Raw genomic sequence first — 22,383 nt, 5'->3', positions numbered from 1 at the left:
TCAGCCCTCCTGGGCGGTGAGTGCGCGGATGTCCGCGACGATGGCGTGCAGCGGGGTGCCGGTGGGGAACACGGCCGCCGCTCCGGCCTCCCGCAGCAGCGCCACGTCGGCGGCCGGGATCGTGCCGCCGACCACGACGGGGATGTCGTGCGCCCCCGCCGCGCGCAGCCCGCCGACGGTGCGGCGGGTCAGCGTGACATGGGCGCCGGAGAGGATCGACAGTCCGACCACGGCCACGTCCTCCTGGACGGCGGTGGCGACGATGTCCGCCACCCGCCACCGGATGCCCGTGAACACCACCTCGAACCCGGCGTCACGCAGGCCGCGCGCCACCAGCTTGGCCCCGCGGTCGTGCCCGTCGAGCCCGGGTTTCGCGACGAGGATCCGCACCGGCCCGGTCATCAGAACACCACCGGCTGCCGGAACTCGCCCCACACCTCGCGCAGGGCTCCGGCCGTCTCGCCGACCGTGCAGTAGGCGTTGGCACAGGCGATCAGGGGCTCCATGAGGTTGGTGTCTCCTTCGGCGGCGCGTCTCAACTCGGCGAGACGGGTGCGCACTTCGGTGGCGCTGCGCTCGGCCTTGACCTGGGCGAGCCGTTTCAGCTGCCGCTCCCGTCCCTCGGCGTCGAGCTCGTAGGTGGCCAGGTCGGGCGGGGGCTCCTCGGCGGTGAAGCGGTTGACGCCGACCACCGGCCGCCGCCCGGAGTCGACCTCCTGGTGCAGCCGCCAGGCCTCGTCGGCGATCAGCCCCTGGAGGTAGCCGTCCTCGATGCAGCGGACCATTCCGCCGTGCGCCTCCAGATCGGCCATGATCGCGGCGATCCGCTCCTCCGTGGCGTCGGTGAGCGCCTCCACGAAGTACGACCCGCCGAGCGGGTCGGCCACCCGGGCCACCCCCGTCTCGTGGGCGAGGATCTGCTGGGTGCGCAGGGCGAGCGTGGCCGACTCCTCGCTGGGCAGCGCGAAGGGCTCGTCCCAGGCGGCGGTGAACATCGACTGCACACCGCCGAGCACGGAGGCGAGGGCCTCGTAGGCGACCCGCACGGTGTTGTTGCGGGCCTGCGGCGCGTACAGCGAGGCTCCGCCGGCCACACAGCCGAAGCGGAACATGCACGCCTTGTCGGTCCGCGCGCCGAACCGCTCGCGCACGATCGTCGCCCAACGCCGACGTCCGGCACGGTACTTGGCGATCTCCTCGAAGAACTCGCCGTGCGTGTAGAAGAAGAAGGAGATCTGCGGGGCGAACTCGTCGATGGTCATGCGGCCGCGTTCCAGCACGGTCTCGCAGTACGTCACCCCGTCCGCGAGCGTGAACGCCATCTCCTGCACGGCGTTGGCGCCCGCGTCCCGGAAGTGCGCGCCCGCGACCGAGATCGCGTTGAAGCGGGGCACCTCGGCGGCACAGAACTCGATGGTGTCCGCGATGAGCCTGAGCGACGGTTCGGGCGGCCAGATCCAGGTGCCGCGGGAGGCGTACTCCTTGAGGATGTCGTTCTGGATGGTGCCGGTCAGTTTCGCGCGCGGGATGCCGCGCTTCTCGGCGGCGGCGACGTAGAAGGCCAGCAGGACGGCCGCCGTGCCGTTGATGGTGAAGCTGGTACTGATCCGCTCCAGCGGGATCGCGTCGAAGAGGATCTCGGCGTCCGCGAGGGTGTCGAGGGCGACGCCCACCCGGCCGACCTCGTCCGTGTACTCCGGGTCGTCGGAGTCGTAACCGCACTGGGTGGGCAGGTCGAGCGCCACCGACAGGCCGGTGCCGCCCTGGTCGAGAAGGTAGCGGTAACGGCGGTTGGACTCCTCAGGGGTGCCGAAGCCGGAGTACTGGCGCAGGGTCCAGGTGCGGCCCCGGTAACCGGTGGGGTAGTTGCCCCGGGTGAAGGGGAAGGTGCCGGGGCCGGGCGGTGCGACGGGCAGGTCGGCGGGGCCGTAGACCGGCTTGAGGGGGATGCCGGACGCGGTGCGGGGGTCGTCGGTCATGACAGCTGGTCCTTCATCACCTTGCCGGTGGCGTTCAGCGGCAGCTCCGTCCGGAACTCGACCTGCCGGGGCACCTTGAAGCCCGCCATCCGCTCCTTGGCCCAGGCGATCAGCCCGTCCTCCGTCACCGTGCCGCGGGGCACCACGAACGCCTTGCCGACCTGGCCCAGGCGGGCGTCCGGCACGCCGATGACGGCGGCCTGGGCGACGGCCGGGTGCCGGAGCAGGAAGCCCTCGATCTCGGCCGGGTAGGCGTTGAAGCCGCCGACGACGAACATGTCCTTCTTGCGGCCGACGATCCGGAGCCGCCCGTCGCCGTCGATCTCGCCCAGGTCGCCGGTGTGCAGCCAGCCGTCGGCGTCGACGGCCTCGGCGGTCGCCTCGGGGTCGTCGAGGTAGCCGAGCATGACGGAGTAGCCGCGCACGAGGACCTCCTGGTCCTCGGCGAGGCGCACCTCGAAGCCCTCGCAGGGCTTGCCCACGGTGGTGGCGACGGCCTCGTACGGGTCACCGGGCCTGGACGCGGTGACGGTGCCGGCCTCGGTGAGGCCGTAGCCGGTCATGAGGTGGGTGAAGGGCAGTTCGGTGGTGATCCGGCGGACCAGTTCGACGGGGATGTCGGCGGAGCCGGTCACCGCGACCCGCAGCGAGGACAGGTCGTGTCCGGAGCCCGCCTGGAGCAGGGAGTGGTACAGCGTCGGCGGCCCCGGCAGGACCGTCACCCGCTCCCGCTCCACCAGGTCCAGGACGCGGTCCAGGTCGAAGACGGCGAGCGGGAGCACGGTCGCGCCCCGGATCACGGAGGCGACCAGGCCCGCCTTGTAGCCGAAGATGTGGAAGAACGGGTTGACGATCAAATAGCGGTCGCCCTGACGGAGTTGTGCGAGGTCGCACCACTCGGCGTACAGCCGGAGGGTCTGGCCGTGGGTGGTCATCACGCCCTTGGGACGGCCGGTCGTGCCGGAGGTGAAGATGATGTCCGCGAGGTCGTCCGCGCCCACCTTGTGCTCCAGTGGCTCCCCGGAGCCGAGGAACCCGTCCGCCCGCAGGTCGATGACGGGGACACCGGGCGGCCCGGTGAACTCCCGGTCCAGGAAGCCGTTCTCGACGCACAGCACCTTGGCGCCGCTGCGGACGACGATGTCGTGGGCCTCCTCGTCCCGGAACCGGGTGTTCACCGGGACCAGCACGGCTCCCGCGGTGAGCGCGCCGAACGCGGCGATCGCCCACTCGGCCGAGTTCGGCGCCCACACCGCGACCCGGTCGCCGGGCCGGACGCCCACCGAGGCGAACGCCCCTGCGGTGCGCCGGACCTGCGCGGCCAGGCCGGTGAAGGTGAGCCGCAGGTCTCCGTCGACCACGGCCTCCGCGTCCCCGAACCGGTCGGCGGCGTCGCGCACCAGTTCGGGGATGCTGCGCCACGGCATCGGCGCGGTCATGCGTCGATCAGCCGGGCCAGGTTGCCGCCCATGACCCGGGCCTTGTCGGCCTCGGTCAGCCCGGCCAGGTGATCGACGTAGGTGACCGGGTCGGCCAGGCCCTCAGGGTGGGGGTAGTCGGAGCCGAACAGCACGCGTTCGATGCCGATGAGGTCACCCAGGCGGGCCATGTCCTCCTCCCAGAACGGGCTGATGTGGATGTTCCGCCGGAAGACGTCCACCGGGTCCTCGTGGAACTCGTGGGGCATCTTCTTGTGCACGTCCGCGAGCCGGCCGAGCAGCGGTTCCACCCAGGAGGCGCCGTTCTCGATCACGGCCACCTTCAGCTCCGGGAAGCGGGAGAGCGTGCCGTGGCAGATCAGCGACGAGACCGCGTCCTCGATCGGCCGCCACTCGATGACCTGGCGGAACGCGTTGGGCCTGAAGGGCAGGAACTCGCGCCGGTTGCCCTCCCAGTCGCCCGCGTAGCGGGCGTAGCCGCTGTCGGAGGAGTGGAAGGCGACCAGCACGCCGGTCTCGACGACCCGCTTCCAGAACGGGTCGAACTCCGGCAGCGCGAACGAGCGCGTGGCACCGAATCCCGGCACCGGCGCCGGCCGGACCAGGATGGCCCGGGCTCCGCGCTCCACCACCCAGTTCAGTTCCTCGATCGCCTTCTCGACGATCGGGAGGGTGATGACGGGCACGGTGAAGATGCGGTCCTTGTAGGTGAAGGACCAGGTGTCGTGCAGCCATTCGTTGAGGGCGTGGATGACCGCGTGGATCAGCTCCGGGTCGTCCTTCATGCGCTCCTCGATGAGGCTCGCGAGCGTGGGGAACATCAGGCTGCGCTGGATGCCGAGCTCGTCCATGAGCTCCAGGCGCGGGGCCGGTTCACGGAAGGCGGGCACGGAGCGCATCGGCTCGCCGAATATCTCCCGCCGGGTCTTGCCGGTCGGGTTGCCGACCTTGAAGTACTCCTCCATGGCCCCCGGGCGGGCGACCACGTCGAAGGTGGGGTTGGGGATGTACTCGCTGATCTGCCCACGGATCGCGATCTTCGTGCGACCCCGGACGGTCACGTACTCGATGGCCCCGTCGTACTCCTTGGGCAGGTACTTCGTGAGCGCTTCCGGCGTCTCGTAGAGGTGGTTGTCCGCGTCGAAGAGCGGGTACGCGAGTGCGCGAGAGGGCATGAGATCCTCCTTCACCAATCTTGAGAATCGTATTCTCACTGTGCGGAAGTGGCAATATTCCGACGGAGCTCGAACTTCTTCACCTTCCCGCTCGGCGTACGCGGGAAGTCGTCGACCGCGCGGATCTCCTCGGGCCACTTCTGCCGGGCCAGTCCGGACCGCTGGAAGTGCACCCGCACCTCGGCCAGGACCGGTACGGACCAGCCCGGACGCATGCGCAGTACGGCCGCCGCCCGCTCCCCCAGGCGTGCGTCCGGGACGGCGACCACGGCAGCCTCGGCCACCCCGGGCAGACCGAGCAGGACGTCCTCGACCTCCAGGGCACTGATGTTCTCGCCGCCGCGGATGATGACGTCGGACTTGCGGTCGGTGACGGTCAGGTATCCGTCGGCGTCGAGCACGCCGATGTCGCCGGTGCGGTACCAGCCGTCCGCGTCGAAGGCGGCCGCGGTCAGGGCGGGTTCGGTGTAGCCGAGACAGAGGTCGGGACCCCGGGTGAGGATCTCGCCGTCCTCGGCCAGCCTCAGCTCGACGCCGGGCAGCGGGAGTCCGTCGGTGTGCAGCCGTTTGGCGGCGGGACCGTCGTAGGGCGTGCAGGTCACGGACGGGTGCTCGGTGGATCCGTAGGCCCGGAAGACGCCGATGCCCAGGGACTCCAGCCGGGTCGTCACCGCGGAGGCGACGGAAGCACCGCCCAGACCGGCGTACCTGAGGTGCGCGATGTGCTCGGGCGTGCAGTCGGGGTGGTCGAGCAGGCTCGTCATGTAGTACGTCGCTCCCCCGCCGACCGCGAGTCCCTCGGCCCGCATCAGCGCGAGCGCCTGGGCGGGGTTCCAGGTGTCCCCGAGGTTGACCGGGGTGCCGTCGAGGACGGGGATGAGAAACGCGTTGATCATGCCGATGAAGTGGCCGACCGGCGCCACGGTGAACTGCCGCCCGCGGTCGGGCGGGTAGCTCGCGGCCAGCTGGCGCGTCTCGTAGCCCAGGGTCCGGTGACTGTGGATCACACCCTTCGGGTCCCGGGTGGTGCCCGAGGTGAAGGCGATGAGCGCGGGGGCGCCCGGGTCGGCGGGCACCACGCCGGCCAGGGGCTCGTCCGCCAGCAGTGCGCCGAAGTCGCGGCCGACGACGCCGAGGACCGGGACGTCCTTGCACAGCTCCGGCCGGAATTCGGACCGGCCGAAGCGCCCGGCCGCGAAGAAGGCCTTGGGCCGGGTCGCGCCGAGGATGTAGCCGACCTCCCTGGGTCCGTAGAAGTGGACCACCGGCACGACCACCGCACCCAGGAAGGCGCAGGCCCAGAAGACCGCCGCGGCCTCCATCCAGTTGGGCAGCTGCATGGCGACCGCGTCGCCGGGGCCGACCCCGCGCGCCCGCAGCCCGGCGGCGAGCCGCCGCGCCACCCGCTCGACGTCGGCGAAGGTCCCCGCCCACGGCCGGACCTCGGAGTGCACCCGGAACTCCACACCGCCCGCGGCGGCCAGCCCGGCGGTCAGCAGCTCACCGAGGGTCTCGCCGGTCCACCAGCCCTCGGCCTCGTAACGCGCGGACAGTCCGGGCGGCAGCTGCCGCAGCGCACCGGGAGAAGTCGTCGTCATGACAGGAGTTCTCCTCGTCACGGTCACCATTTCACCTGTAGGAGAATTGCACTCTCCCATAGCGAGAAGGTAAGTTCCATACATGGCACGGGATCACGGCTTCCATCCGGTGCGGATCACCCGGATCGTCGACGAGACGCCGGACACACGCACCTTCGCCCTCGACGCGCCGTTCCCCTACCGGGCCGGGCAGTTCCTGACCTTCAAGGTGTGCGGGACGTTGCGCAGCTACTCGATGTCGTCCTCGCCCGACACCGACGGCGAGCTGTGCGTCACCGTGAAGCGAGTGCCAGGCGGACTCGTCTCCGGCTGGATGCACGACCACCTGCGGGCGGGCGACACGCTTGAGGCCACCCGGCCCGGCGGCTCCTTCTGTCTGCGCGGGGACGCGACGGACCGGCCGTTGGCCGGTTACGCCGGCGGGAGCGGCATCACGCCGGTGTTCTCCCTGGTGAAGAGCGCACTCGCCACAACACCGCGCGACATAAGGCTGTTGACGGCCCATCAGCACCGGGGCTCGGCCATCTTCCGCGAGGCACTGGACGCCCTCGCCGCACACCACCCCGGCCGGCTCCGCCTCCACGACCACCTCGACGACCGGGACGGACTGGTCGGCGCCGACGCGATACGCGGCCTCGCCGGCGACGACGCGGATCACTACATCTGCGGGCCGGAACCGTTCATGGCACTGGTCGAGAGCACGCTGCTCGCCGCCGGGACGCCCGCCGGGCGGATCTTCGTCGAACGGTTCACGCCGGTGGCGGCCGCCGAGCCGCCGGCCGAGCCCGTCCCGGGCACCGTCACCGTCGCCCTGCGCGGTCAGCGCCGTACGATGCCGCAACGCGCGGGCGAGACGCTGCTGCAGAGTGCGCGCCGGGCCGGATTCACCCCGCCCTTCTCCTGCGAGTCCGGGGACTGCGCCACCTGCATGGCACGGCTGACCGACGGCGAGGCCAAGATGCGCGTGAACAACGCCCTGGAACCCGACGAGATCGCCGAGGGCTATGTGCTCACCTGCCAGGCCGAACCCACCACCGCCGAGGTGACCGTCGTCTACGAGGACTGACGCCCGCCGGACCACCGGCACCCGCCCGCCCGACCGGAAGGCCCCGCATGGTTGACCTGGAGATCGAGGACGGCCTGGCCGTCGTCACCATCGACCGCCCGCACGCCCGCAACGCCATCGACCCGGCCGCCATGGGCGAGTTGGACAAGGCTCTGGACGCGGCCGAGGGGGCGCGGGCACTGGTGGTGACCGGCGCGGGCGACAAGGCGTTCGTGTCCGGCGGCGACCTCAAGGAGCTGGCGCGCCTGCGCACCGAGGAGGAGGCGGCCGGGATGGCGCTGCGGATGCGGGCGTTGTGCGACCGGATCGCCGCCTTTCCCGGCCCGGTGGTGGCCGCGCTCAACGGGCACGCCTTCGGGGGCGGCGCGGAGGTCGCGGTCGCCGCCGACATCCGTGTCGCCGCGGCCGACATCCGCATCGGCTTCAACCAGACGAAGCTCGCCATCGTGCCCGCGTGGGGCGGCGCCGAGCGGCTGGCCCGGCTCGTCGGACCGGGCCGGGCGCTGCTGCTGGCGGGCACCGGACGCGTGCTGGACGCGGGCGAGGCCGAGCGGCTCGGGCTGGTGGACCTGGTGCTGCCGCGCGCCGGGTTCGCCGATGGCTGGCGTGCGCTGGCGCGGTCGCTCGCCACCCCACAGGCCGGCGAGATCAAAAGCCTGACCACCCGGTCCCGTCCGCCGCGGGAGGCCGCGGCGGCCTTCGCGCGGCTCTGGGTGTCCGACGAACACTGGCAGGCGGCGGAGAAGGTGATGTCCCATGGCAGGTGAGATCCACGTCGAGGAAGGGCCGTTCGGGCCGGAGGTACGGCCGGTGGGCGCGGCCGTCGAGCGGACCGTGCTGTATCTGCACGGCGACCCCCGGCTCGCGGGCACCCCGCAGGACGCCGTGCCCACGGCCCGCGAACTGGCCCGGCACACCGGGTACGCGGTCGTGTGCGCCCGCTACCGGCTGCACTTCCCCGAGGCCCTGGAGGACGTGTACGCCGCCTGGGAGCACTGTCGTGACCGGGGTCCCGCGGCCGTGGCCGGCAAGCGGCTGGGCGGTGGCCTGGCCGCCGGTCTGCTGCTGCGGCTGCGCGACGAGGGGGCGACTCCGCCGTCCTGTGCGGTGCTGTCGTCGCCGGTGCTGGACTTCACGCTGGGCGCGTCCAGTCTGCTGCTCAACGCGGCCGCCGACCGCACGCTCGACGCCGAGGCGCTGCCCGTGCGGGCCGCCGCGTACGCGGGCACGACGCCGCGCAGCCAACCCCTGCTGAGCCCGCTGCACGGCAACCTCCACGGCCTGCCGCCGATCCAGCTGCACGCGGCGGGGACGGAGATGCTGCTGGACGACACGCTGTCCCTCGCGACCCGCGCGGCGCACTCGGGGGTCGAGGTCGACATGCGGATCTACGAGGACTCCTCCGCACAGGGCCTCAGGCAGCTGGAGGCGACGGCGGCGTTCCTGCGCACCTGGTGCTCGACGGCCCTGGTGACACCGCAGCGAACCTGAACGACACCGCCGACAAGCACGACGAGGGTGGCCCGGACACACATCCGGGCCACCGCCATCCGCTCCTCCCCGGACCGACATCCGACAGCCGACCCCGGACCGCTCCAGACCCGAATCCCAGGCCGACACCCCACAGCCGAACCCGGACCGGGGCATGGACAAACCCCCGGCCGGTCGGGCACCCGGCAGTCGGCCCGGGGCGTTCGGGGGGTGAGTCGGCGGTCGGTGCCTGGTGGGCGGGTGCGGTCGTCCGTGGCGTGACGGGACCGCCGGTCGGCCGCGCGCCGTCCCCCTGGATCAGCGCGGTGCCGACCGGCGGTCCCGGTCCCGGTCCCGTACGGCGGTCAGGATCCCTGGATGTCGTCGCGGTACACCCGGCCCCCCTTCATCACGAAGCACACCCGCCCCGTGACGGACAGATCGGCGAGCGGGTCGCCGGGGACCGCGATGACGTCGGCGAGCAGGCCCGGCCGCAGCCGGCCCCGGTCGTCGGCGCCGATCAGCTCGGCGGCGACGGTGGTGGCGGCCCGCAGGGCCTGGAGCGGCCGCATGCCCCGGTCGACGAGCGCGAGCAGTTCCAGGGCGCCCTTGCCGTGCGGGATGGCGGGCGCGTCGGTGCCGAGGGCCACCTTGACCCCGCGCCGGATCGCGCGGGCGGTGGACTCACGGGCGCGGGGGAAGACCTCGGCGGCCTTCGCCCGCAGCTCCGGGTCCGCGTGCCCGGTGTTCATGCCCTCGGTGAGATACGTGGTGGCCACCAGGAAGGTGCCGCGTTCCACCATCAGGTCGAGGGTGGCGTCGCTCGCGAGGAAGCCGTGCTCGATGCAGTCGATGCCGGCCTCGACGGCGGACCGGATCGCCGAGTCCCCCATGCAGTGGGCGGCGACCTTGAGGCCCGCCCGGTGCGCCTCGTCGACGACGGCGCGCAGTTCCTCGTCGGAGTACTGCTGCGCGCCGGCCGGGCCGGTGTGTGACATGACACCGTTGGAGGCGCAGACCTTGATGACCTTCGCCCCGTACTTGATCTGGTACCGGACCGCCTTGCGCACCTCCGCCACGCCGTTGGCGATGCCCTCCTCCACGGTCAGGGGCAGCACGCCGGGCGCGAACGCCTGGAACATGGTCGGGTCGAGGTGCCCGCCGGTCGGCGCGATCGCGTGCCCGGCGGGCACCACACGCGGTCCGTCCACCCACCCCAGGTCGATCGCCTTTTTCAGGGCCACGTCCAGGAGCACGCCCCCGGTCTGCACGAAGAGACCGAGGTTGCGTACGGTCGTGTACCCGCGGTGCAGGGTGCGGCGGGCGTTGGCGACCGCGCGCAGGGTGCGCAGTGCCGGGTCCTCCTGTACCGGGATCAGCGGGCTGCCGTGGTCGGGGCCGCCGAGGAAGAGGTTGACCTCCATGTCCATCAGGCCCGGCATGAGGGTGACGTCCCCGAGTTCGTGGACGACCGTGCCCTCGGGCAGCCTTTCCGGTTGCGTCTCGGCGATGTGCTCGCCGACCACCAGCACCTCGCCCGGCTCGACCAGTTCGCCCTTGTCGACGTCGAGGAGCCGGGCCGCCCGCAGGAGCACGGGCGGCCGTGGCGTGGTCTCCCGGCCCGCCATCACACGGCGGGTTCGACGACGGCGTGGATGCCGGCGGGACCGCTGTCCGGGACCCTCGGCTGGCCCCACGCCTCCACCGGGAAGGCGACGGTCACCAGCGAGCAGAACGCCCACAGGAGGTTCCTGTCCTGCTCGCCGATCCCCTCCATGCCGACCTGCTCCAGATACACGGTGCCCTTCTGCAGCAGCGGGAACGCCACGTCGTAGAAGGCCTGCAACTCCTCCATGGTGGAGGCGACACGCTTGGCGTAGCGGGCGCGCTCGCCCTGGATCGCCCAGTGCGCGAACGGCTCCAGTTCGTGGAACCCGGCGGGGAAGACCGTGGTCATCTCTGCACTCTCCAAGTCTGCTCGGTGGACGTCTCAGGACGTGGGGGCCGGTGCCGCCGGCTGCTCGTGGGCGCGCACGAACCGCTGTGCGGTGGCGTGCAGATGGCGCAGCAGGACCTCCTGGTCGCAGAGCGGGAACTCGTCCACGGTGCGCGACTCCAGCATGGTCTGGGTGGCCTCCAGGGTGTTGCCGTCCTGGAGGCCGTACTCCTTGAAGGACACCACCGCGAGTTCCTGCTGGAGCCGTTGGAAGGCGTTCTCGGGCGGGACGAAGTAGCAGGTGCCCTCGAAGATGTGGGTGTTGTAGGACGTCGGCCAGTAGTGGTAGGTCAGCACCCAGTTCGGCCGCCAGACGAGCAGCATGAAGTTGGGGAAGAAGACGAAGGAGTCCATGCCCCAGACCTTGCTGCGGGTGGGGTTGATCGCCGGGGGCAGCTGTTCGGTGGTCAGGCCGATGTCGGGGGCCTCCCAGGGTCCGAACAGGCCGCTGCGCAGGGCCCGTTCGACGGGTTTGACCATCGCCCGCTCCTTCGGCGGGGCGATGCCGCCCCAGGAGGAGACCATGCTGTGCGGGCCGTCGATGTCGTAGGACAGCGCCTCGTAGCCGTACTTCTTGATCTTGGCGGCCTCTTCGGAGACGTATTGGCCGGAGTGCAGGATCGGCGCGTGGTAGAACTCGGCGAACGCGTCGATGAACAGCTTCCAGTTGCTGCCGATCTCGGCGCGGTACTTGTGCACCTGGGTGAGCTTGTGGAAGGGGTAGCCCTCGATGCCGTGGGCGAACCGGCCGAGGTACTCCCGCAGCGGCGTGGTGTTGTCGGGGTCGAGGTTGACGAAGACGAACCCTTCCCACACCTCGGTCTGCACGGCCAGCAGCCCGTACTTCGACTTGTCGACGCCGAAGAACTCCGACTCCTGCTGGACGAAGGCGAGCTTGCCCTCCAGGTCGTAGCGCCAGGCGTGGTACTTGCAGGTGAAGGCACGGCAGGTGCCCTTGGTCTCCTCGCGCGGGTAGTCGTCCCACACCAGTTTGTTGCCGCGGTGGCGGCAGACGTTGTGGAAGGCGCGCACCTCGCCGTCGGTGCCGCGCACCACGACGACGGAGGCGCGGGCCGCGTCCAGCTCCTTGGTGAAGTAGCTGCCCTTGCGGGGCAGTTGTTCGACCCGTCCGACGTTCAGCCAGGTCCGCCGGAAGATGGCGTCCCGCTCCAGTTCGTAGAACTCCGGTGAGATCGAGTCCGCGTAGGAGACCGGTTCCGTACCGATCTTGAAGTGCTCGGTCCAGCTGCCCTCTGCGGGCTTCGGGAAGTGCGCCATGAGTGGGAACCTCCGGTCGGTTGACAGCCCTACGATAACAATCGTCTCTGATTTGGAGAATAGCGTTTCCGTATTCTGCATACGGAACCTATGGTCGAGTCATCGGTCCCGCGCTTCTCACGAGTGGAGGACGCCCTTGACGACACGCCACGACCACTGGATCGACGGCCGCCCCGAGGCACCGGCGGGCGGCACCTGGCTGGCGACGCTCGATCCGGCCACCCGGCTGCCCGGCGACGAGGTTGCGGCGGGCGGCCCGGCCGACATCGGACGCGCCGTGGCCGCGGCGGAACGGGCGCGGCACGGCTGGGCCGCCCGCTCCCCCGCCGAGCGCGGCACGGTGCTGCACCGGATCGCGGACGCGATCGAGGCCGACGCCGGCACCTTGATGCGGCTGGAGCGCGAATGCACCGGGAAGGTCCCCGCGCAGCTGCGGCTGGAGGCCGACATGTCGGCGGCCTACTTCCGCTACTACGCGGGGGTAGTACGGGCCGCCGGACACGGGAGGGTCATCGAGCAGGGGGCGGGCGCCCACACGTACACGCGGTACGAGCCGTACGGCGTGGTCGGTGTGATCACCCCCTGGAACCTGCCCCTCAACCAGGCCTGCCGGGCTCTGGCGCCCGCCCTGGCGATGGGCAACGCGGTGGTGGCCAAGCCCTCGGAGTTCACCTCGGCCTCGACGCTGCACCTGGCCCGGCTGGCCACCCGCGCCGGTCTGCCGGACGGGGTGCTGAACGTGGTCACCGGCACCGGACCGGACGCGGGTGCGGCGCTGGCCGCCCATCCGGGCGTACGACGCCTGTCCTTCACCGGGTCGGTGGCCACCGGCCGGTATCTCGCGGGCGTGGCGGGCGGTCGGCTGGTCCCGGTCACGCTGGAACTGGGCGGCAGGTCACCGCTGGTGGTGTTCGCCGACGCGGACCTCGACGGGGCCGTGGCCGCCGCGGTGACGGCGGTCGCGGCCAACTCCGGGCAGGTGTGCTCGGCCACCGCCCGGCTGCTGATCGAGGAGTCCGTGCACGACGAGGTGGTGGACCGGGTGGTCACGGCGGTGGAGAAGCTGCGCCCCGGCGTGGACTTCGGCCCGCTGATCACCGAGGCGCAGTACGCACAGGTGCTGGACCTCCTGGCCGGCGCGCCGGTGCCGCCCGCCACCGGCGGCGGCCCCTACCCGCGGGGGCCAAAGGCGCGCGGCCTGTTCGTCCGGCCCACCGTGTACGCCCGGGTGGACCCGCGAGCGCGCATCGCCCGAGCGGAGGTCTTCGGACCGGTGCTGGTCACGCTGCCCTTCCGCGACGAGGCGGAGGCGCTGGCCATGGCCAACGACACCGACTACGGGCTGGTGGCGGCGGTGTGGAGCGGCGACCTGGCGCGCGGGCTGCGGCTCGCCGAGCGGATCGAGGCGGGACAGGTGGCGGTGAACGGCGGCCCGCTCACGGTCGAGACACCGTTCGGCGGCTACCGGCACAGCGGCTACGGCCGGGAGAAGGGCCTGGCGGCACTGTACGAGTACGCGCAGCTCAAGACCGTCAGCGCGAGCCTGGGCTGACCACGGAGGGGATGACGATGGACGACGAAGCAGGGCTGCGGGCCGCACGGGCGGTGCGCCGTGAGGTGATCGGCGACGACGGCACGGCGGCCGCGGACACCCTGCCGGCCGGGTACCAGGACTTCGTGACGGCGACGGCCTGGGGCGTCTGGGCCCGTGGCGGGCCGCTGAGCAGACGCGACCGCAGTCTGCTGGTGCTGGCGATGACGGCCGCGACGGGCCGGCTGGGTGCCTTCCGCGTCCACCTGGAGGCGGCACCCCGCGCCGGTGTCACCGACGCCGAGATCGACGAACTCCTCTTCCAGCTGACCGCCTACTGCGGCGCGCCGGCCGGGAGCGAGGCATCGGGGATCCTTCGCCAGGTGCGTGCCGCGCGGGAGGCGGGGTGAGCGGGAACCGGGTGGTGGGCTTCATCGGGCTGGGCAACATGGGCGGGGCGCTGGCCGCGAACCTGGTGCGTGACGGCTTCGAGGTGATGGCGTACGACGCCGCCGGTCCGGCCCGTACCCCTGACGGCGCCCGCTGGGCACCCAACCCGACGGACGTGGCCCGAGCCGTGGCGACAGTGGTGCTGAGCCTGCCGGACGGCACGGCCTGCGGGAACGTCATGGGCGAGCTCCTCGCCGCGCGGGACCGGCGGGTCACCCATGTCGTGGACACCTCCACCGTGGGAGTGGCGGCCGCCCGTCACCTGGCCGCCACCGGACTGTCGTACGTCGACGCGCCCGTGTCGGGCGGAGTGGCGGGGGCGCGGAAGCGCACCCTGATGGTCATGTACTCCGGCTCCGACGACGACTGCGCACGGGTGGAGCCGGTGCTCGCGGGGCTGAGCGACCGCAGGCGCAGGGTCGGTGTCCGCCCCGGGCAGGCACAGGCGTTGAAGCTCGCCAACAACTTCCTGTCCGCGAGCGCGCTCGCGGCGGCCAGCGAGGCGGTGGCCTTCGCACGGGCCGCAGGAGTGGACATGGCCGTGCTGCTGGAGGTACTCAACGCGTCCAGCGGTCGCAGCGGGGCCACGATCGACAAGTTCCCGCAGGAGGTGCTGACCGGTCGCTACGCCTCGGGATTCAGCAACTCGCTGATGGCCAAGGACCTGCGGCTGTATCTGCACGAGGTGGACGAGACGGACGGGCCCGCGGCGCTCGGCGCCATCACGGAGGCGGTGTGGGAGGCGTTCGCCACGGCCGAGCCGGGCGTCGACTTCACCCGCATCTATCCGTTCGTCAGCGGCAGTTGAGCTTCCGGGGCGCTCTCCGTGCCGAGCAGCACGGACAGCGCCTCGCGCACGATCCGGGGGTAGCGCCCGGCGTCCTGGTCGACGAGCCAGAGCTGGTGGACGCCTTCGATGAGGGCCAGGACGGCGGCCGCCGCGGTCCGCGGGTCCAGGCCGCTGGGCAGCCGCTCCCCGTACCGTTCGACGAGATGGGCGGTCAGGTGCTCCTGGAGGGACCGGCTGCGTTCACGGGCGTAGCCGCAGGCCGGTTCCTGACCGGTGACGGCCTCGGCGAGGACCACCGTCTGCACGGTGGCGAGCGTGGGATGGCGGAGTTCGAACGCCACGGCCTCGGCGAAGTCGCCGGCCCAGTCCTCCCCCAGTCTGCGGCCCGCGAGGTGTTCCCGGTTGAGCTGTTCGCGGAAGTCGAGAAGGTCGAGCAGGAGCCGCTTCTTGCTGGGGAAGTAGTGCAGCACGCCCTGCCGGGTGAGTCCGGCGCGCTCGGCCACCGAGTCGATCGACGTGCCCTTGAACCCGCGTTCGGCGAAGACCTCCAGGGCCGCTTCCAGGATCTGCTGACGCCTCGCGGACACCACGTGGGGCCCCTTCCGCCGTTGGAGAGGTGCCCGCCCACACTATGCAGGCACGGCTCGCAAGGGCGAGAGGGCGTCCGGTAGTCCCCCTTAATTACCCATCGAGGCCAGGGCGGCGCGCGCGGCCCCGCGGAGTGTTGCCGCCGTGCCGGCACCGGCCGCGTCCGCGAGGTCGGCGAACAGCCGGACGTCCTTGGCGAGCAACCCGCCCGCGTGGGCGGCGATGCGGTCGAGGGTGCCGCCGGCGTCCGCCACCCGGTCCAGCGCGAAGCCGGCCGCGCTTGCGCAGGACAGGACCCGGGAGAGCTCGGCACGGTCCAGGCCGAGGGCGGCAGCCACCCCCAGCGCATCGGCCGCGAGCCCCAACTGGGCGGTGAACAGCACGTTGTTGAGGATCTTGGCGAGTTGTCCGGAACCGGTCGGCCCGAGGTGGACGACCGGATCGCCGTACGTCTCGAACACCGGTCGGCAGTAGGAGAAGACCTGCGGGTCGCCGCCCGCCATGACGACCAGGGTGCCCTGCTCCGCGGCCCGGCCGCCCCCGCTGACCGGAGCGTCGAGGAGGGCGACACCGGAGGTCCGGGCCACCGCCGCCAACCTGCGGCAGGTCTCGGGGTGCACGGTGGAGTGGACGGCGATCACCCCGCCCCGGCGCAGCCCGGCGAGGACGCCGTCCGGGCCGGTGACCACCTGCTCGACGTCCGCGTCGTCGACGACACACAGGCACACCAGGTCGCTCGCGGCGGCCAGTTCGGCGGGCGAGCCGGCGGTCCTGGCGCCGCTGTCCGTGAACGGGGCGAGGGTGGCGGGTCTGCGCGCCCACAGGGTGGTCCGGTGTCCCGCCCCGGCGATCCGCCGGGCCATGGGGCCGCCCTGGCTGCCCAGTCCGATGAAGCCCACGCGCACGGGTGTCCTCCTCACGTCAGGTCGTCCTCCCCGGGCGCCAGAACAGCGCCAGCAGCCCGGCGGTGGACACCATGCCCACCACGAGCACCGCACCGGCCCCGGTCCATCCGGTGACCGTGATGTCCGCCGCCGTGTCGAGCGCGTACCTGCCCGGTCCCCAGGCGCCGAGCGCGACCGCGAGGACACCGAGGACGAGGACGTACTCGTAGCCCTCCTTGAACACGAAGAAGCCGTGCGGCCGGTGCGCGAGCAGTCCCGCGACGAGAGTCACCGACAGCACGGCCGCGCAGGCGAGCGGGGTCAGCAGGCCCAGCGCGAGCAGGCCGCCCGCCCCGAGTTCGGTGAGGACGCTCAGCCAGGCCTGCAGCCGGGGCCGGGTCAGGCCGAGGCCGCCGAACCAGCCGGCGGTGCCGTCGATCCCGCCCGGACCGCGCCAGTGGTTCCAGCCGTGCGCCACCATGACCGCGCCCAGCACGAGCCGTACGGCGAGCAGTGCCGTGTCCGAGGCCTCACCCATCCCGGTACCGCCGCTCCGCGGGCAGCGCCTGGACGGCGAGCGCGCACTCCTCCACGAAGGCGAGGACGTGCAGGTGGTAGGCGAGGGCGGTACGGCCGACGCTGGTGTTGTGGCCGGCGCCCGCCTGCTCGTGCACGACGACGCGGGGCGATCCGGTGAACATCGAGGCGAGGTCCGCCAGCCCCTCGGGGCCGTTGGCCCACACCTGCTCGTGCTCGGCGAGGGTGATGTGGACGGGCACCGGCACCTGTGCCGAGAGCCGGGCGAACTCCTCCTGCCAGCGCTCCCGCCGGCCCTCGTAGGCGGGCGAGGGGGAGCCGATGTGCCGCCCGCCGTACACGTCGGGCGGGTAGGCGTGCGGGGGATCCCACAGGGCACGGCGGAGGTTGGGCCGGGTGCGCGTGGGATCGCGCCGCCACTCCTCCATCGCCAGCACCGAGCGGGGGTGGTGGACGCGGCCCATCCCGGCGAGCTCCACGCCCAGCAGGTCCGTGCCACGCCGGTCGCCCGCCATCCGGACGGTGAGTTCACAGCCCGCCGAGTGCGCCCAGAGGAACACGCCGAGGCCGCGCTCCACGCCGTCCAGCAGCGCGGCCACGGCCTCGTAGGCGAATTCGGTGCGCTGCTCGGGGGTGCCCATCCGCTCCTCGTACCCGGCCGAACTGCCGTAGCCGGGGCGGTCCAGGGCCAGCACGCTGAAGCCCGCGGCGGCCGCGGTGCGCAGCAGGGAGAGCCGGGGGTGGCCCGGATGGTCGAAGTAGGCGGAGGTGGTGGCGCCCCCGTGCAGGGCCACGATCACGGCCCGCGGGTTCGGCACCTCGGCCAGCAGCCCGGAGGCGGGCACTGCGTGCACGTCGGCCACCAGCCGCCGTACCGCATGGGTGAGTTCGGGTTCGAGCGAGGTCATACGACCGTCCTGGGGATCATCCGTCCGTCCTGAGCAGGAGTACGCCGCTGGGGGTGAGGCCGCCGCTGGAGACCACCGCGGTGCGCGCGCCGGCCACCTGGCGGGCGCCGGCCTCGCCGCGCAGCTGGAGCACCGCCTCGTGCACCAGGCCCATGCCGTGGGTGCGGCCGTGCGAGAGCTGGCCGCCGTGCGGGTTGAGGGGCAGTACCCCGTCGGGGGCGATGTTCTTGCCGCCGTCCAGGAAGTCCCGGGCCTCACCGATGCCGCAGAAGCCGAGCGCCTCGATCCAGGACAGGCAGTTGAAGGTGAATCCGTCGTAGAGAAGGGCCACGTCCACGTCGGCGGGGCGCAGGTCGGTACGGGTCCACAGGTGGGCGGCCTGGCCGAGCACCTGAGGTTCGTGGGTGAGGGTGGACTGGTCCCACTCGGGGCGTTCGAGGATCTGCGTCCCGACCGCCTCGAAGCGGACCGGCGGCCTGGGGAGGTCGGCGGCGGTCTCCGCGGCGGAGACGACGACGGCCGTGGCGGCGTCACAGGGGACGTCGCAGTCGTACAGGCCGAAGGGGGTGGTGACGGTACGCGCGGAGAGGTAGTCGTCCATGGTGAGCGGCTCGCGGTAGATCGCGTCCGGGTGGCGCGCCGCGTTGGCGCGCTGGTTGAGGGCGATCCAGCCGAGGGTCTCGCGGGTGGTGCCGTGGCGGTGCATGTGCCGCTGCGCGTTCATCGCCAGCATCGTCGCCGGGGACACGGCGCCGAAGGGCTTGAACCAGCCCTCTGGGCCGGCCGGTCGCGCGGCTCGGATCCTGCCCTGCTTCAGCAGTTCCGCGTGGGTCGACTCCCAGACCGTACGGAAGCACAGCACATGCCGGGCCAGGCCGCCCGCGACCGCGAGCATCGAGGCGATCAGCGAGCCGCCGGGGCCGAAGGTCTCCCCCGCGCCGTTGTGCCAGACGGGGTGGATGCCGAGCGCCGACTCCAGTGCCGTGATCCCGCCCTCGGCGAAGCCGCCGTAGGCACCGCCGCCCGGGTAGGTGGCGAGTCCGTCGATGTCGTCGAAGGCGAGCCCCGCGTCGGCGACGGCCTTCTCGCAGGCCTCCACGGTGAGTTCGAGCGGCGGGACCATGAGGCGGCGGCCGATCCGGGAGGCTCCGGCGCCGCTGATCACCGCGCGCTCCTCGAACCGGTGCGGTACGGGGGCCGCGCGGACGTGTTCCCGCACGCGTTCGGGTGCGGGTTCGTCGGTGGGCAGCGGCGCGGGCGGGGGCTGCTCGGCGCACGGCCGGAACAGGGGCAGCCAGACGTCGTCGGCCTGCTCGAACACGACCTCCATGCGCATGCCCAGCCGCAGTTCCTCCGGCGTGCAGCCGACGACGTTGGTGGTCAGCCGGACCCGTGGGTCCTCCTCGATCGCCACCTGGGCGACGACGAACGGGGTGGGCAGACCGGGGAAGGGGAAACGGTGGTTGACCGAGAAGCCGATGAGGGTGGCGCGGCCCGAGACCTCGCGGAGGCCGCCGGTGCGGCTCCGGCAGTACCGGCAGACGGGCTGCGGCGGGTGGATCAGGGCCGAGCAGGAGCCGCAGGTACGGAAGCGGAGCCGTCCGTCGCGGCCGGACGTCCAGAAGAACTCGGTCTCCGGGGTCGTCACGGGCCGGGGGCGGACGGCTCCGGGCTTCTCGTCGGGCGTGCTCAACGGAGCTTCGCCTCCGCCTTGCGAATCGTCACCGGTTCAGCCAACCCCTGCTCGTCACAGGCACGTTGGAGGGTCTCCAGGGTCTCCGCGAGGCCGGGGCCGAGCCGGCGGCCGGGGGTGAAGGTCGCCGGGAGCCGGCGCATGCCCTGGATGACACCGATGGTCTCGTAGTGGACCGTGCCCTCGGGATCGCAGACGAAGTCCGGGACGCGGTCGAGGACATGGACCAGCATCCGCTTGAAGACCGCACGGGCCACGTTCGATCCGATGCAGCGGTGGATGCCCAGGCCGAAGGCGGTGTGCCGGTTGCCGCCGCGGGCGAGGTCGACGCGGTCCGGGTCGGCGAAGACCGCCGGGTCCCGGTTGGCCATCGCCCAGGACAGCCAGAGCCGGTCGCCCTCCTTGAACTCCTTCCCGGAGATCTCGCAGTCCTCGGCGATCGTACGGCCGTCCCCGGGCGCCGGCGTGAAGTAGCGCAGGAACTCCTCGGTGGCCGTGTCGAGGAGGGTGTCGCGCTCACGGCTGAGGCGCTCCCGTTCCTCCGGGTGCGCGGAGAGCCACTCCAGGGCGTGCGCGGTCAGCGCGGTCGTGGTGTCGAAGCCACCGCCGATGAGCAGGGCGAGGGCGCCGACCAGGTCCGTCTCCGCCGGGGCCGTGCCGTCGAACTCCATGCGGACGAGGGCGTCGACGAGGCCGGGGCGCGGGGACTCCCGGACCTCCTGGAGGGTGTCGCCGATGTCCTTGAGCATCGCCAGGTGGGCCTCTATCACCCGGGCCATCTCGGGGGAGGTGGGCGGGGTGTAGACGCCGGCGTGGGCCGGTTCGTTGTACAGCTCCCACTTCTTCAGCGGGATGCCCATCATGGCGAGCGTGAACACGGCGGGGACGATGTTGGCCAGGTCGTCGACGAAGTCGATCCGGCCGCTCTCGATCCGTTCGTCGAGGCAGGCCCGGGTCACCTCGTCGACGAAGGGGATCCAGCGCTTGATCGCGGCCGGGGAGAGATAGGGGTTGAGAGAGGTGCGGTAGGCGCGCTGCTCGGGCGGGTCCATCTCCAGGAAGCCGCCGCGGATGCCCCTGCCGCGCGCCGGGGCCGGGATGTTGATGCCCTGGTAGCCGCGGCGCTCACCGTGCACGTCGTGGTCGTTGGAGAGCTTCTCCCCGGCCCGGGCGAAGGCGAGCAGTTCGCGGTTGCCGGCAGCGACCCAGTGACCGCCGTAGGTGTCGGACCAGGCCAGCGGGCAGCCGCTGTGGAACTCCTGGGTCTTCTCCTCGAAGTGATGCCGGTACTCGGGGGCGTGCCGGTCGAAGTGGACCCGCGGCTGTTTACGGGCCTCGTCGCCGGTGTCGTCCGGTGCGGTCGTCATGGGGTGGATTCCTCTCGGTCCGCCGGGTGCGGCTCAGAACACGCCGATGGCGCGTTCGGGGCAGGAGCGGACGGCCTCGACCACCGCGTCCTCCTGGTCGGCGGGGACGTCCTCGGTGACCGGTGAGGAATGCCCGTCGATCTCGCTCAGCTCGAAGACCTTCGGCGCCCTCATGGCACACAGGGTGTGGCCCTGGCAGCGCTCGGGGTCGACCCGTACCTTCATGTGTCTCGCCTCCGGTTTCACTTCAGGTCGGCCATCGACTTGCCGACGCTCGCGAGGGTGGCCGGCTTGCCGTAGTCGGCCTTGTACTTGTAGACGGGGGCGTCGCAGCGGTAGGCGCCCTGGTCCGGCTGGAAGTCGGCCGCCTGCCAGCCCTTACCGGTCGCCTCGACGATGGAGTAGCACTTGGTCGGCTCCTTCGCGGTGAGGTCGTACGGGGCCTGCAGGCCGCCCGCCGTCCAAGCGGTGTTCTTCACCGCGTTGTCGTACACGCAGGTGCGGGTGAGGGTGGCGCAGTCGCGGGCCGCCGTGGCGAACAGCAGCCAGGCGGAGAAGGCGCGCAGGGCCGGGTAGGTGACCTGCTTGTCCGGCGCGTACTTCTTGTAGAGGTCGATGACCTGCTGGGTGGCCGGGTTGGAGGCGGCGCTCTCCAGTGGTGCGGTGGCGAACAGTTCGGCGTAGTTGTGCTGCTTCGCCAGGGCGGTTCCGGCGAGTTGGAGGAACGCCGGGCCGTAGGCGTTGCTGTTGGCGTCGATCCAGTCGGGTGTGTAGCCGATGTTGGTGAGGGCCTGTTCGAGTTTGGCCAGGGAGGCGAAGTCGCCGAGGAAGACCAGGCCCTTGACGCCCTTGTTCTTGATGGACTGGGCGTACGGCGTCCAGTCGGAGACACCGGCCGCGGGGTAGAGGTCGCTGTACGAGACGGTTCCGCCGAGGCCGGCCACCGCCTCCTTGAACTGGGCGGACATCACCTTGGTGACGGGCGAGTCACCGGCGATGATGCCGACCTTCTTCGCCGAGTCCGGGTACTTGTCCTTGAGCAGCCACGTGTAGTAGCCGGCGTACTGGAAGTACCCGGCGACCGGCTGGGAGGCCATCACCTGGAGGTCGGAGCCGATGGCGCCGATCTGGCTGGACTGGCCGGGGAAGTTGGGCAGCAGGCACTTCAGGCGGTCCTGCACGCCGAGGCTGTCCAGCGCGGAGCCGCCGCCGACGAGGGCGAAGTCGGACTTGCAGGCCTCCAGGACCGCTTGGCGGACCTGGGTGAGCCTGCTGTCCCGGGTGACGGCGACGAGCTTGCGGCCGTCGATGCCGCCCGCGTCGTTGCACCACGAGGTGAACACCTTCGCGGCGTCCACGAATTCGGAGTTCTTGGTGAAGCCGATGTCGGACATCACGCCCACCTGGATCTTGTCGGTGGTGACGCCCTGGGAGGTGGAGGACTTGGCGGTGCCGGGACCGCACACGTCCTTCAGCGTGCCGAAGTCGGCGCTCGCCGCGCCCGAACCGCTCGTGGTGGGGCTCGCGTCGTGTGCGGCGTCGGAGCCGGTGGTGTCGTCGGAGCGCGTGGAACAGCCGGCCAGCAGCACCGCGGTCACGGTGACCGCGCCGATCAGCAGCCTGCGCATGGTGCC

The 22,383-nt window shown here is 71.9% G+C and carries 22 protein-coding genes; 6 read left to right on the top strand and 16 right to left on the bottom strand.

What is annotated here, in order from left to right; genetic code table 11:
- The 5 genes from IEZ11_RS39605 to IEZ11_RS39585 are packed head-to-tail and all read right to left on the bottom strand — an operon-like array spanning nt 1 to nt 6,191.
- Nucleotides 1-402: a cobalamin B12-binding domain-containing protein gene (locus tag IEZ11_RS39605; protein WP_189267873.1), complete on the bottom strand. Its 402-nt coding sequence runs from the start codon at nt 400-402 to the stop codon at nt 1-3.
- On the bottom strand, nt 402-1,979 hold the full coding sequence (locus tag IEZ11_RS39600) for a methylmalonyl-CoA mutase family protein (RefSeq protein WP_189267872.1): 1,578 nt from the start codon (nt 1,977-1,979) through the stop codon (nt 402-404). Before IEZ11_RS39600 ends, IEZ11_RS39605 begins: the two co-directional genes overlap by 1 nt.
- Nucleotides 1,976-3,418 (bottom strand): FadD3 family acyl-CoA ligase, encoded by a 1,443-nt coding sequence (locus IEZ11_RS39595; RefSeq protein ID WP_229713642.1) that lies wholly within the window; start codon nt 3,416-3,418, stop codon nt 1,976-1,978. The genes IEZ11_RS39600 and IEZ11_RS39595 overlap by 4 nt, the downstream gene beginning before the upstream one ends.
- Nucleotides 3,415-4,593, bottom strand: coding sequence for an amidohydrolase family protein (locus IEZ11_RS39590; protein ID WP_189267871.1), 1,179 nt, complete (start codon nt 4,591-4,593; stop codon nt 3,415-3,417). The genes IEZ11_RS39595 and IEZ11_RS39590 overlap by 4 nt, the downstream gene beginning before the upstream one ends.
- 35 nt (nt 4,594-4,628) lie before the next feature.
- Complete coding sequence (locus tag IEZ11_RS39585; RefSeq protein ID WP_229713641.1) at nt 4,629-6,191, bottom strand: AMP-binding protein; 1,563 nt, start codon at nt 6,189-6,191, stop codon at nt 4,629-4,631.
- An 82-nt stretch (nt 6,192-6,273) separates the two neighbouring features.
- On the opposite strand from IEZ11_RS39585, the gene IEZ11_RS39580 reads away from it, so the two are divergent.
- Genes IEZ11_RS39580 through IEZ11_RS39570 form a run of 3 tightly spaced genes read left to right on the top strand, consistent with a single transcriptional unit; the run spans nt 6,274 to nt 8,748 of the window.
- Nucleotides 6,274-7,257 carry a ferredoxin--NADP reductase gene (locus tag IEZ11_RS39580; RefSeq protein WP_189267870.1) on the top strand — a complete coding sequence of 328 codons (984 nt, stop codon included), beginning with the start codon at nt 6,274-6,276 and terminating at the stop codon, nt 7,255-7,257.
- A 47-nt stretch (nt 7,258-7,304) separates the two neighbouring features.
- Entirely contained in the window at nt 7,305-8,024 is a 720-nt protein-coding gene (locus IEZ11_RS39575; protein WP_189267869.1) for an enoyl-CoA hydratase/isomerase family protein, read from the top strand.
- Nucleotides 8,014-8,748 carry an alpha/beta hydrolase fold domain-containing protein gene (locus IEZ11_RS39570; RefSeq protein WP_189267868.1) on the top strand — a complete coding sequence of 245 codons (735 nt, stop codon included), beginning with the start codon at nt 8,014-8,016 and terminating at the stop codon, nt 8,746-8,748. The genes IEZ11_RS39575 and IEZ11_RS39570 overlap by 11 nt, the downstream gene beginning before the upstream one ends.
- 344 nt (nt 8,749-9,092) lie before the next feature.
- On the opposite strand, the gene IEZ11_RS39565 is transcribed toward IEZ11_RS39570, so the two are convergent.
- The 3 genes from IEZ11_RS39565 to IEZ11_RS39555 are packed head-to-tail and all read right to left on the bottom strand — an operon-like array spanning nt 9,093 to nt 12,001.
- Nucleotides 9,093-10,355, bottom strand: coding sequence for a metal-dependent hydrolase family protein (locus IEZ11_RS39565; RefSeq protein WP_189267867.1), 1,263 nt, complete (start codon nt 10,353-10,355; stop codon nt 9,093-9,095).
- The gene (locus IEZ11_RS39560; RefSeq protein ID WP_189267866.1) at nt 10,355-10,684 is read right to left on the bottom strand and encodes a hypothetical protein; all 330 of its coding nucleotides are present in this window, start codon (nt 10,682-10,684) and stop codon (nt 10,355-10,357) included. Before IEZ11_RS39560 ends, IEZ11_RS39565 begins: the two co-directional genes overlap by 1 nt.
- Before the next feature lie 33 nt (nt 10,685-10,717).
- Entirely contained in the window at nt 10,718-12,001 is a 1,284-nt protein-coding gene (locus IEZ11_RS39555; protein WP_189267865.1) for an aromatic ring-hydroxylating oxygenase subunit alpha, read from the bottom strand.
- Nucleotides 12,002-12,137: 136 nt separating this feature from the next.
- On the opposite strand from IEZ11_RS39555, the gene IEZ11_RS39550 reads away from it, so the two are divergent.
- From IEZ11_RS39550 to IEZ11_RS39540, 3 genes are read left to right on the top strand one after another with little or no spacing between them, the layout of a single operon-like run.
- Nucleotides 12,138-13,553, top strand: coding sequence for an aldehyde dehydrogenase family protein (locus tag IEZ11_RS39550; RefSeq protein WP_189267864.1), 1,416 nt, complete (start codon nt 12,138-12,140; stop codon nt 13,551-13,553).
- Between the two features lie 17 nt (nt 13,554-13,570).
- Nucleotides 13,571-13,942 (top strand): carboxymuconolactone decarboxylase family protein, encoded by a 372-nt coding sequence (locus IEZ11_RS39545; protein WP_189267863.1) that lies wholly within the window; start codon nt 13,571-13,573, stop codon nt 13,940-13,942.
- A complete protein-coding gene (locus tag IEZ11_RS39540) occupies nt 13,939-14,790 on the top strand; it encodes an NAD(P)-dependent oxidoreductase (RefSeq protein WP_189267862.1) in 852 nt (283 codons plus the stop codon). The genes IEZ11_RS39545 and IEZ11_RS39540 overlap by 4 nt, the downstream gene beginning before the upstream one ends.
- Here the strand turns inward: IEZ11_RS39540 and IEZ11_RS39535 are convergent.
- The 8 genes from IEZ11_RS39535 to IEZ11_RS39500 form a co-directional block, all read right to left on the bottom strand.
- The gene (locus IEZ11_RS39535; protein WP_229713640.1) at nt 14,766-15,359 is read right to left on the bottom strand and encodes a TetR/AcrR family transcriptional regulator; all 594 of its coding nucleotides are present in this window, start codon (nt 15,357-15,359) and stop codon (nt 14,766-14,768) included. The two genes, IEZ11_RS39540 and IEZ11_RS39535, sit on opposite strands and share 25 nt — an antisense overlap.
- 90 nt (nt 15,360-15,449) lie before the next feature.
- A complete protein-coding gene (locus IEZ11_RS39530; RefSeq protein WP_189267860.1) occupies nt 15,450-16,265 on the bottom strand; it encodes an NAD(P)-dependent oxidoreductase in 816 nt (271 codons plus the stop codon).
- Between the two features lie 16 nt (nt 16,266-16,281).
- Nucleotides 16,282-16,782, bottom strand: coding sequence for a DoxX family protein (locus IEZ11_RS39525; RefSeq protein ID WP_189267859.1), 501 nt, complete (start codon nt 16,780-16,782; stop codon nt 16,282-16,284).
- On the bottom strand, nt 16,775-17,689 hold the full coding sequence (locus tag IEZ11_RS39520; RefSeq protein WP_189267858.1) for an alpha/beta hydrolase: 915 nt from the start codon (nt 17,687-17,689) through the stop codon (nt 16,775-16,777). The genes IEZ11_RS39525 and IEZ11_RS39520 overlap by 8 nt, the downstream gene beginning before the upstream one ends.
- 16 nt (nt 17,690-17,705) lie before the next feature.
- Entirely contained in the window at nt 17,706-19,382 is a 1,677-nt protein-coding gene (locus tag IEZ11_RS39515; RefSeq protein ID WP_189267857.1) for a thiolase C-terminal domain-containing protein, read from the bottom strand.
- The gene (locus IEZ11_RS39510) at nt 19,379-20,749 is read right to left on the bottom strand and encodes a cytochrome P450 (protein ID WP_189267856.1); all 1,371 of its coding nucleotides are present in this window, start codon (nt 20,747-20,749) and stop codon (nt 19,379-19,381) included. The genes IEZ11_RS39515 and IEZ11_RS39510 overlap by 4 nt, the downstream gene beginning before the upstream one ends.
- 33 nt (nt 20,750-20,782) lie before the next feature.
- Nucleotides 20,783-20,974 carry a ferredoxin gene (locus tag IEZ11_RS39505; RefSeq protein WP_189267855.1) on the bottom strand — a complete coding sequence of 64 codons (192 nt, stop codon included), beginning with the start codon at nt 20,972-20,974 and terminating at the stop codon, nt 20,783-20,785.
- A 17-nt stretch (nt 20,975-20,991) separates the two neighbouring features.
- The gene (locus tag IEZ11_RS39500; RefSeq protein WP_189267854.1) at nt 20,992-22,377 is read right to left on the bottom strand and encodes an ABC transporter substrate-binding protein; all 1,386 of its coding nucleotides are present in this window, start codon (nt 22,375-22,377) and stop codon (nt 20,992-20,994) included.
- Nucleotides 22,378-22,383 lie beyond the last annotated feature (6 nt).

Origin of the sequence: Streptomyces fuscichromogenes (assembly GCF_014645815.1) — a bacterium.
In the GTDB taxonomy this organism is placed as follows: domain Bacteria; phylum Actinomycetota; class Actinomycetes; order Streptomycetales; family Streptomycetaceae; genus Streptomyces; species Streptomyces fuscichromogenes.
This window is presented reverse-complemented; position numbering and strand designations above follow the sequence as displayed.

Bases quoted from the DNA above. Each gene is read 5' to 3' on its own strand.
- IEZ11_RS39605 (WP_189267873.1), bottom strand. From the start codon at position 402: ATGACCGGGCCGGTGCGGATCCTCGTCGCGAAACCCGGGCTCGACGGG.
- IEZ11_RS39600 (WP_189267872.1), bottom strand. From the start codon at position 1,979: ATGACCGACGACCCCCGCACCGCGTCCGGCATCCCCCTCAAGCCGGTC.
- IEZ11_RS39595 (WP_229713642.1), bottom strand. From the start codon at position 3,418: ATGACCGCGCCGATGCCGTGGCGCAGCATCCCCGAACTGGTGCGCGAC.
- IEZ11_RS39590 (WP_189267871.1), bottom strand. From the start codon at position 4,593: ATGCCCTCTCGCGCACTCGCGTACCCGCTCTTCGACGCGGACAACCAC.
- IEZ11_RS39585 (WP_229713641.1), bottom strand. From the start codon at position 6,191: ATGACGACGACTTCTCCCGGTGCGCTGCGGCAGCTGCCGCCCGGACTG.
- IEZ11_RS39580 (WP_189267870.1), top strand. From the start codon at position 6,274: ATGGCACGGGATCACGGCTTCCATCCGGTGCGGATCACCCGGATCGTC.
- IEZ11_RS39575 (WP_189267869.1), top strand. From the start codon at position 7,305: ATGGTTGACCTGGAGATCGAGGACGGCCTGGCCGTCGTCACCATCGAC.
- IEZ11_RS39570 (WP_189267868.1), top strand. From the start codon at position 8,014: ATGGCAGGTGAGATCCACGTCGAGGAAGGGCCGTTCGGGCCGGAGGTA.
- IEZ11_RS39565 (WP_189267867.1), bottom strand. From the start codon at position 10,355: ATGGCGGGCCGGGAGACCACGCCACGGCCGCCCGTGCTCCTGCGGGCG.
- IEZ11_RS39560 (WP_189267866.1), bottom strand. From the start codon at position 10,684: ATGACCACGGTCTTCCCCGCCGGGTTCCACGAACTGGAGCCGTTCGCG.
- IEZ11_RS39555 (WP_189267865.1), bottom strand. From the start codon at position 12,001: ATGGCGCACTTCCCGAAGCCCGCAGAGGGCAGCTGGACCGAGCACTTC.
- IEZ11_RS39545 (WP_189267863.1), top strand. From the start codon at position 13,571: ATGGACGACGAAGCAGGGCTGCGGGCCGCACGGGCGGTGCGCCGTGAG.
- IEZ11_RS39525 (WP_189267859.1), bottom strand. From the start codon at position 16,782: ATGGGTGAGGCCTCGGACACGGCACTGCTCGCCGTACGGCTCGTGCTG.
- IEZ11_RS39520 (WP_189267858.1), bottom strand. From the start codon at position 17,689: ATGACCTCGCTCGAACCCGAACTCACCCATGCGGTACGGCGGCTGGTG.
- IEZ11_RS39510 (WP_189267856.1), bottom strand. From the start codon at position 20,749: ATGACGACCGCACCGGACGACACCGGCGACGAGGCCCGTAAACAGCCG.
- IEZ11_RS39505 (WP_189267855.1), bottom strand. From the start codon at position 20,974: ATGAAGGTACGGGTCGACCCCGAGCGCTGCCAGGGCCACACCCTGTGT.
- IEZ11_RS39500 (WP_189267854.1), bottom strand. From the start codon at position 22,377: ATGCGCAGGCTGCTGATCGGCGCGGTCACCGTGACCGCGGTGCTGCTG.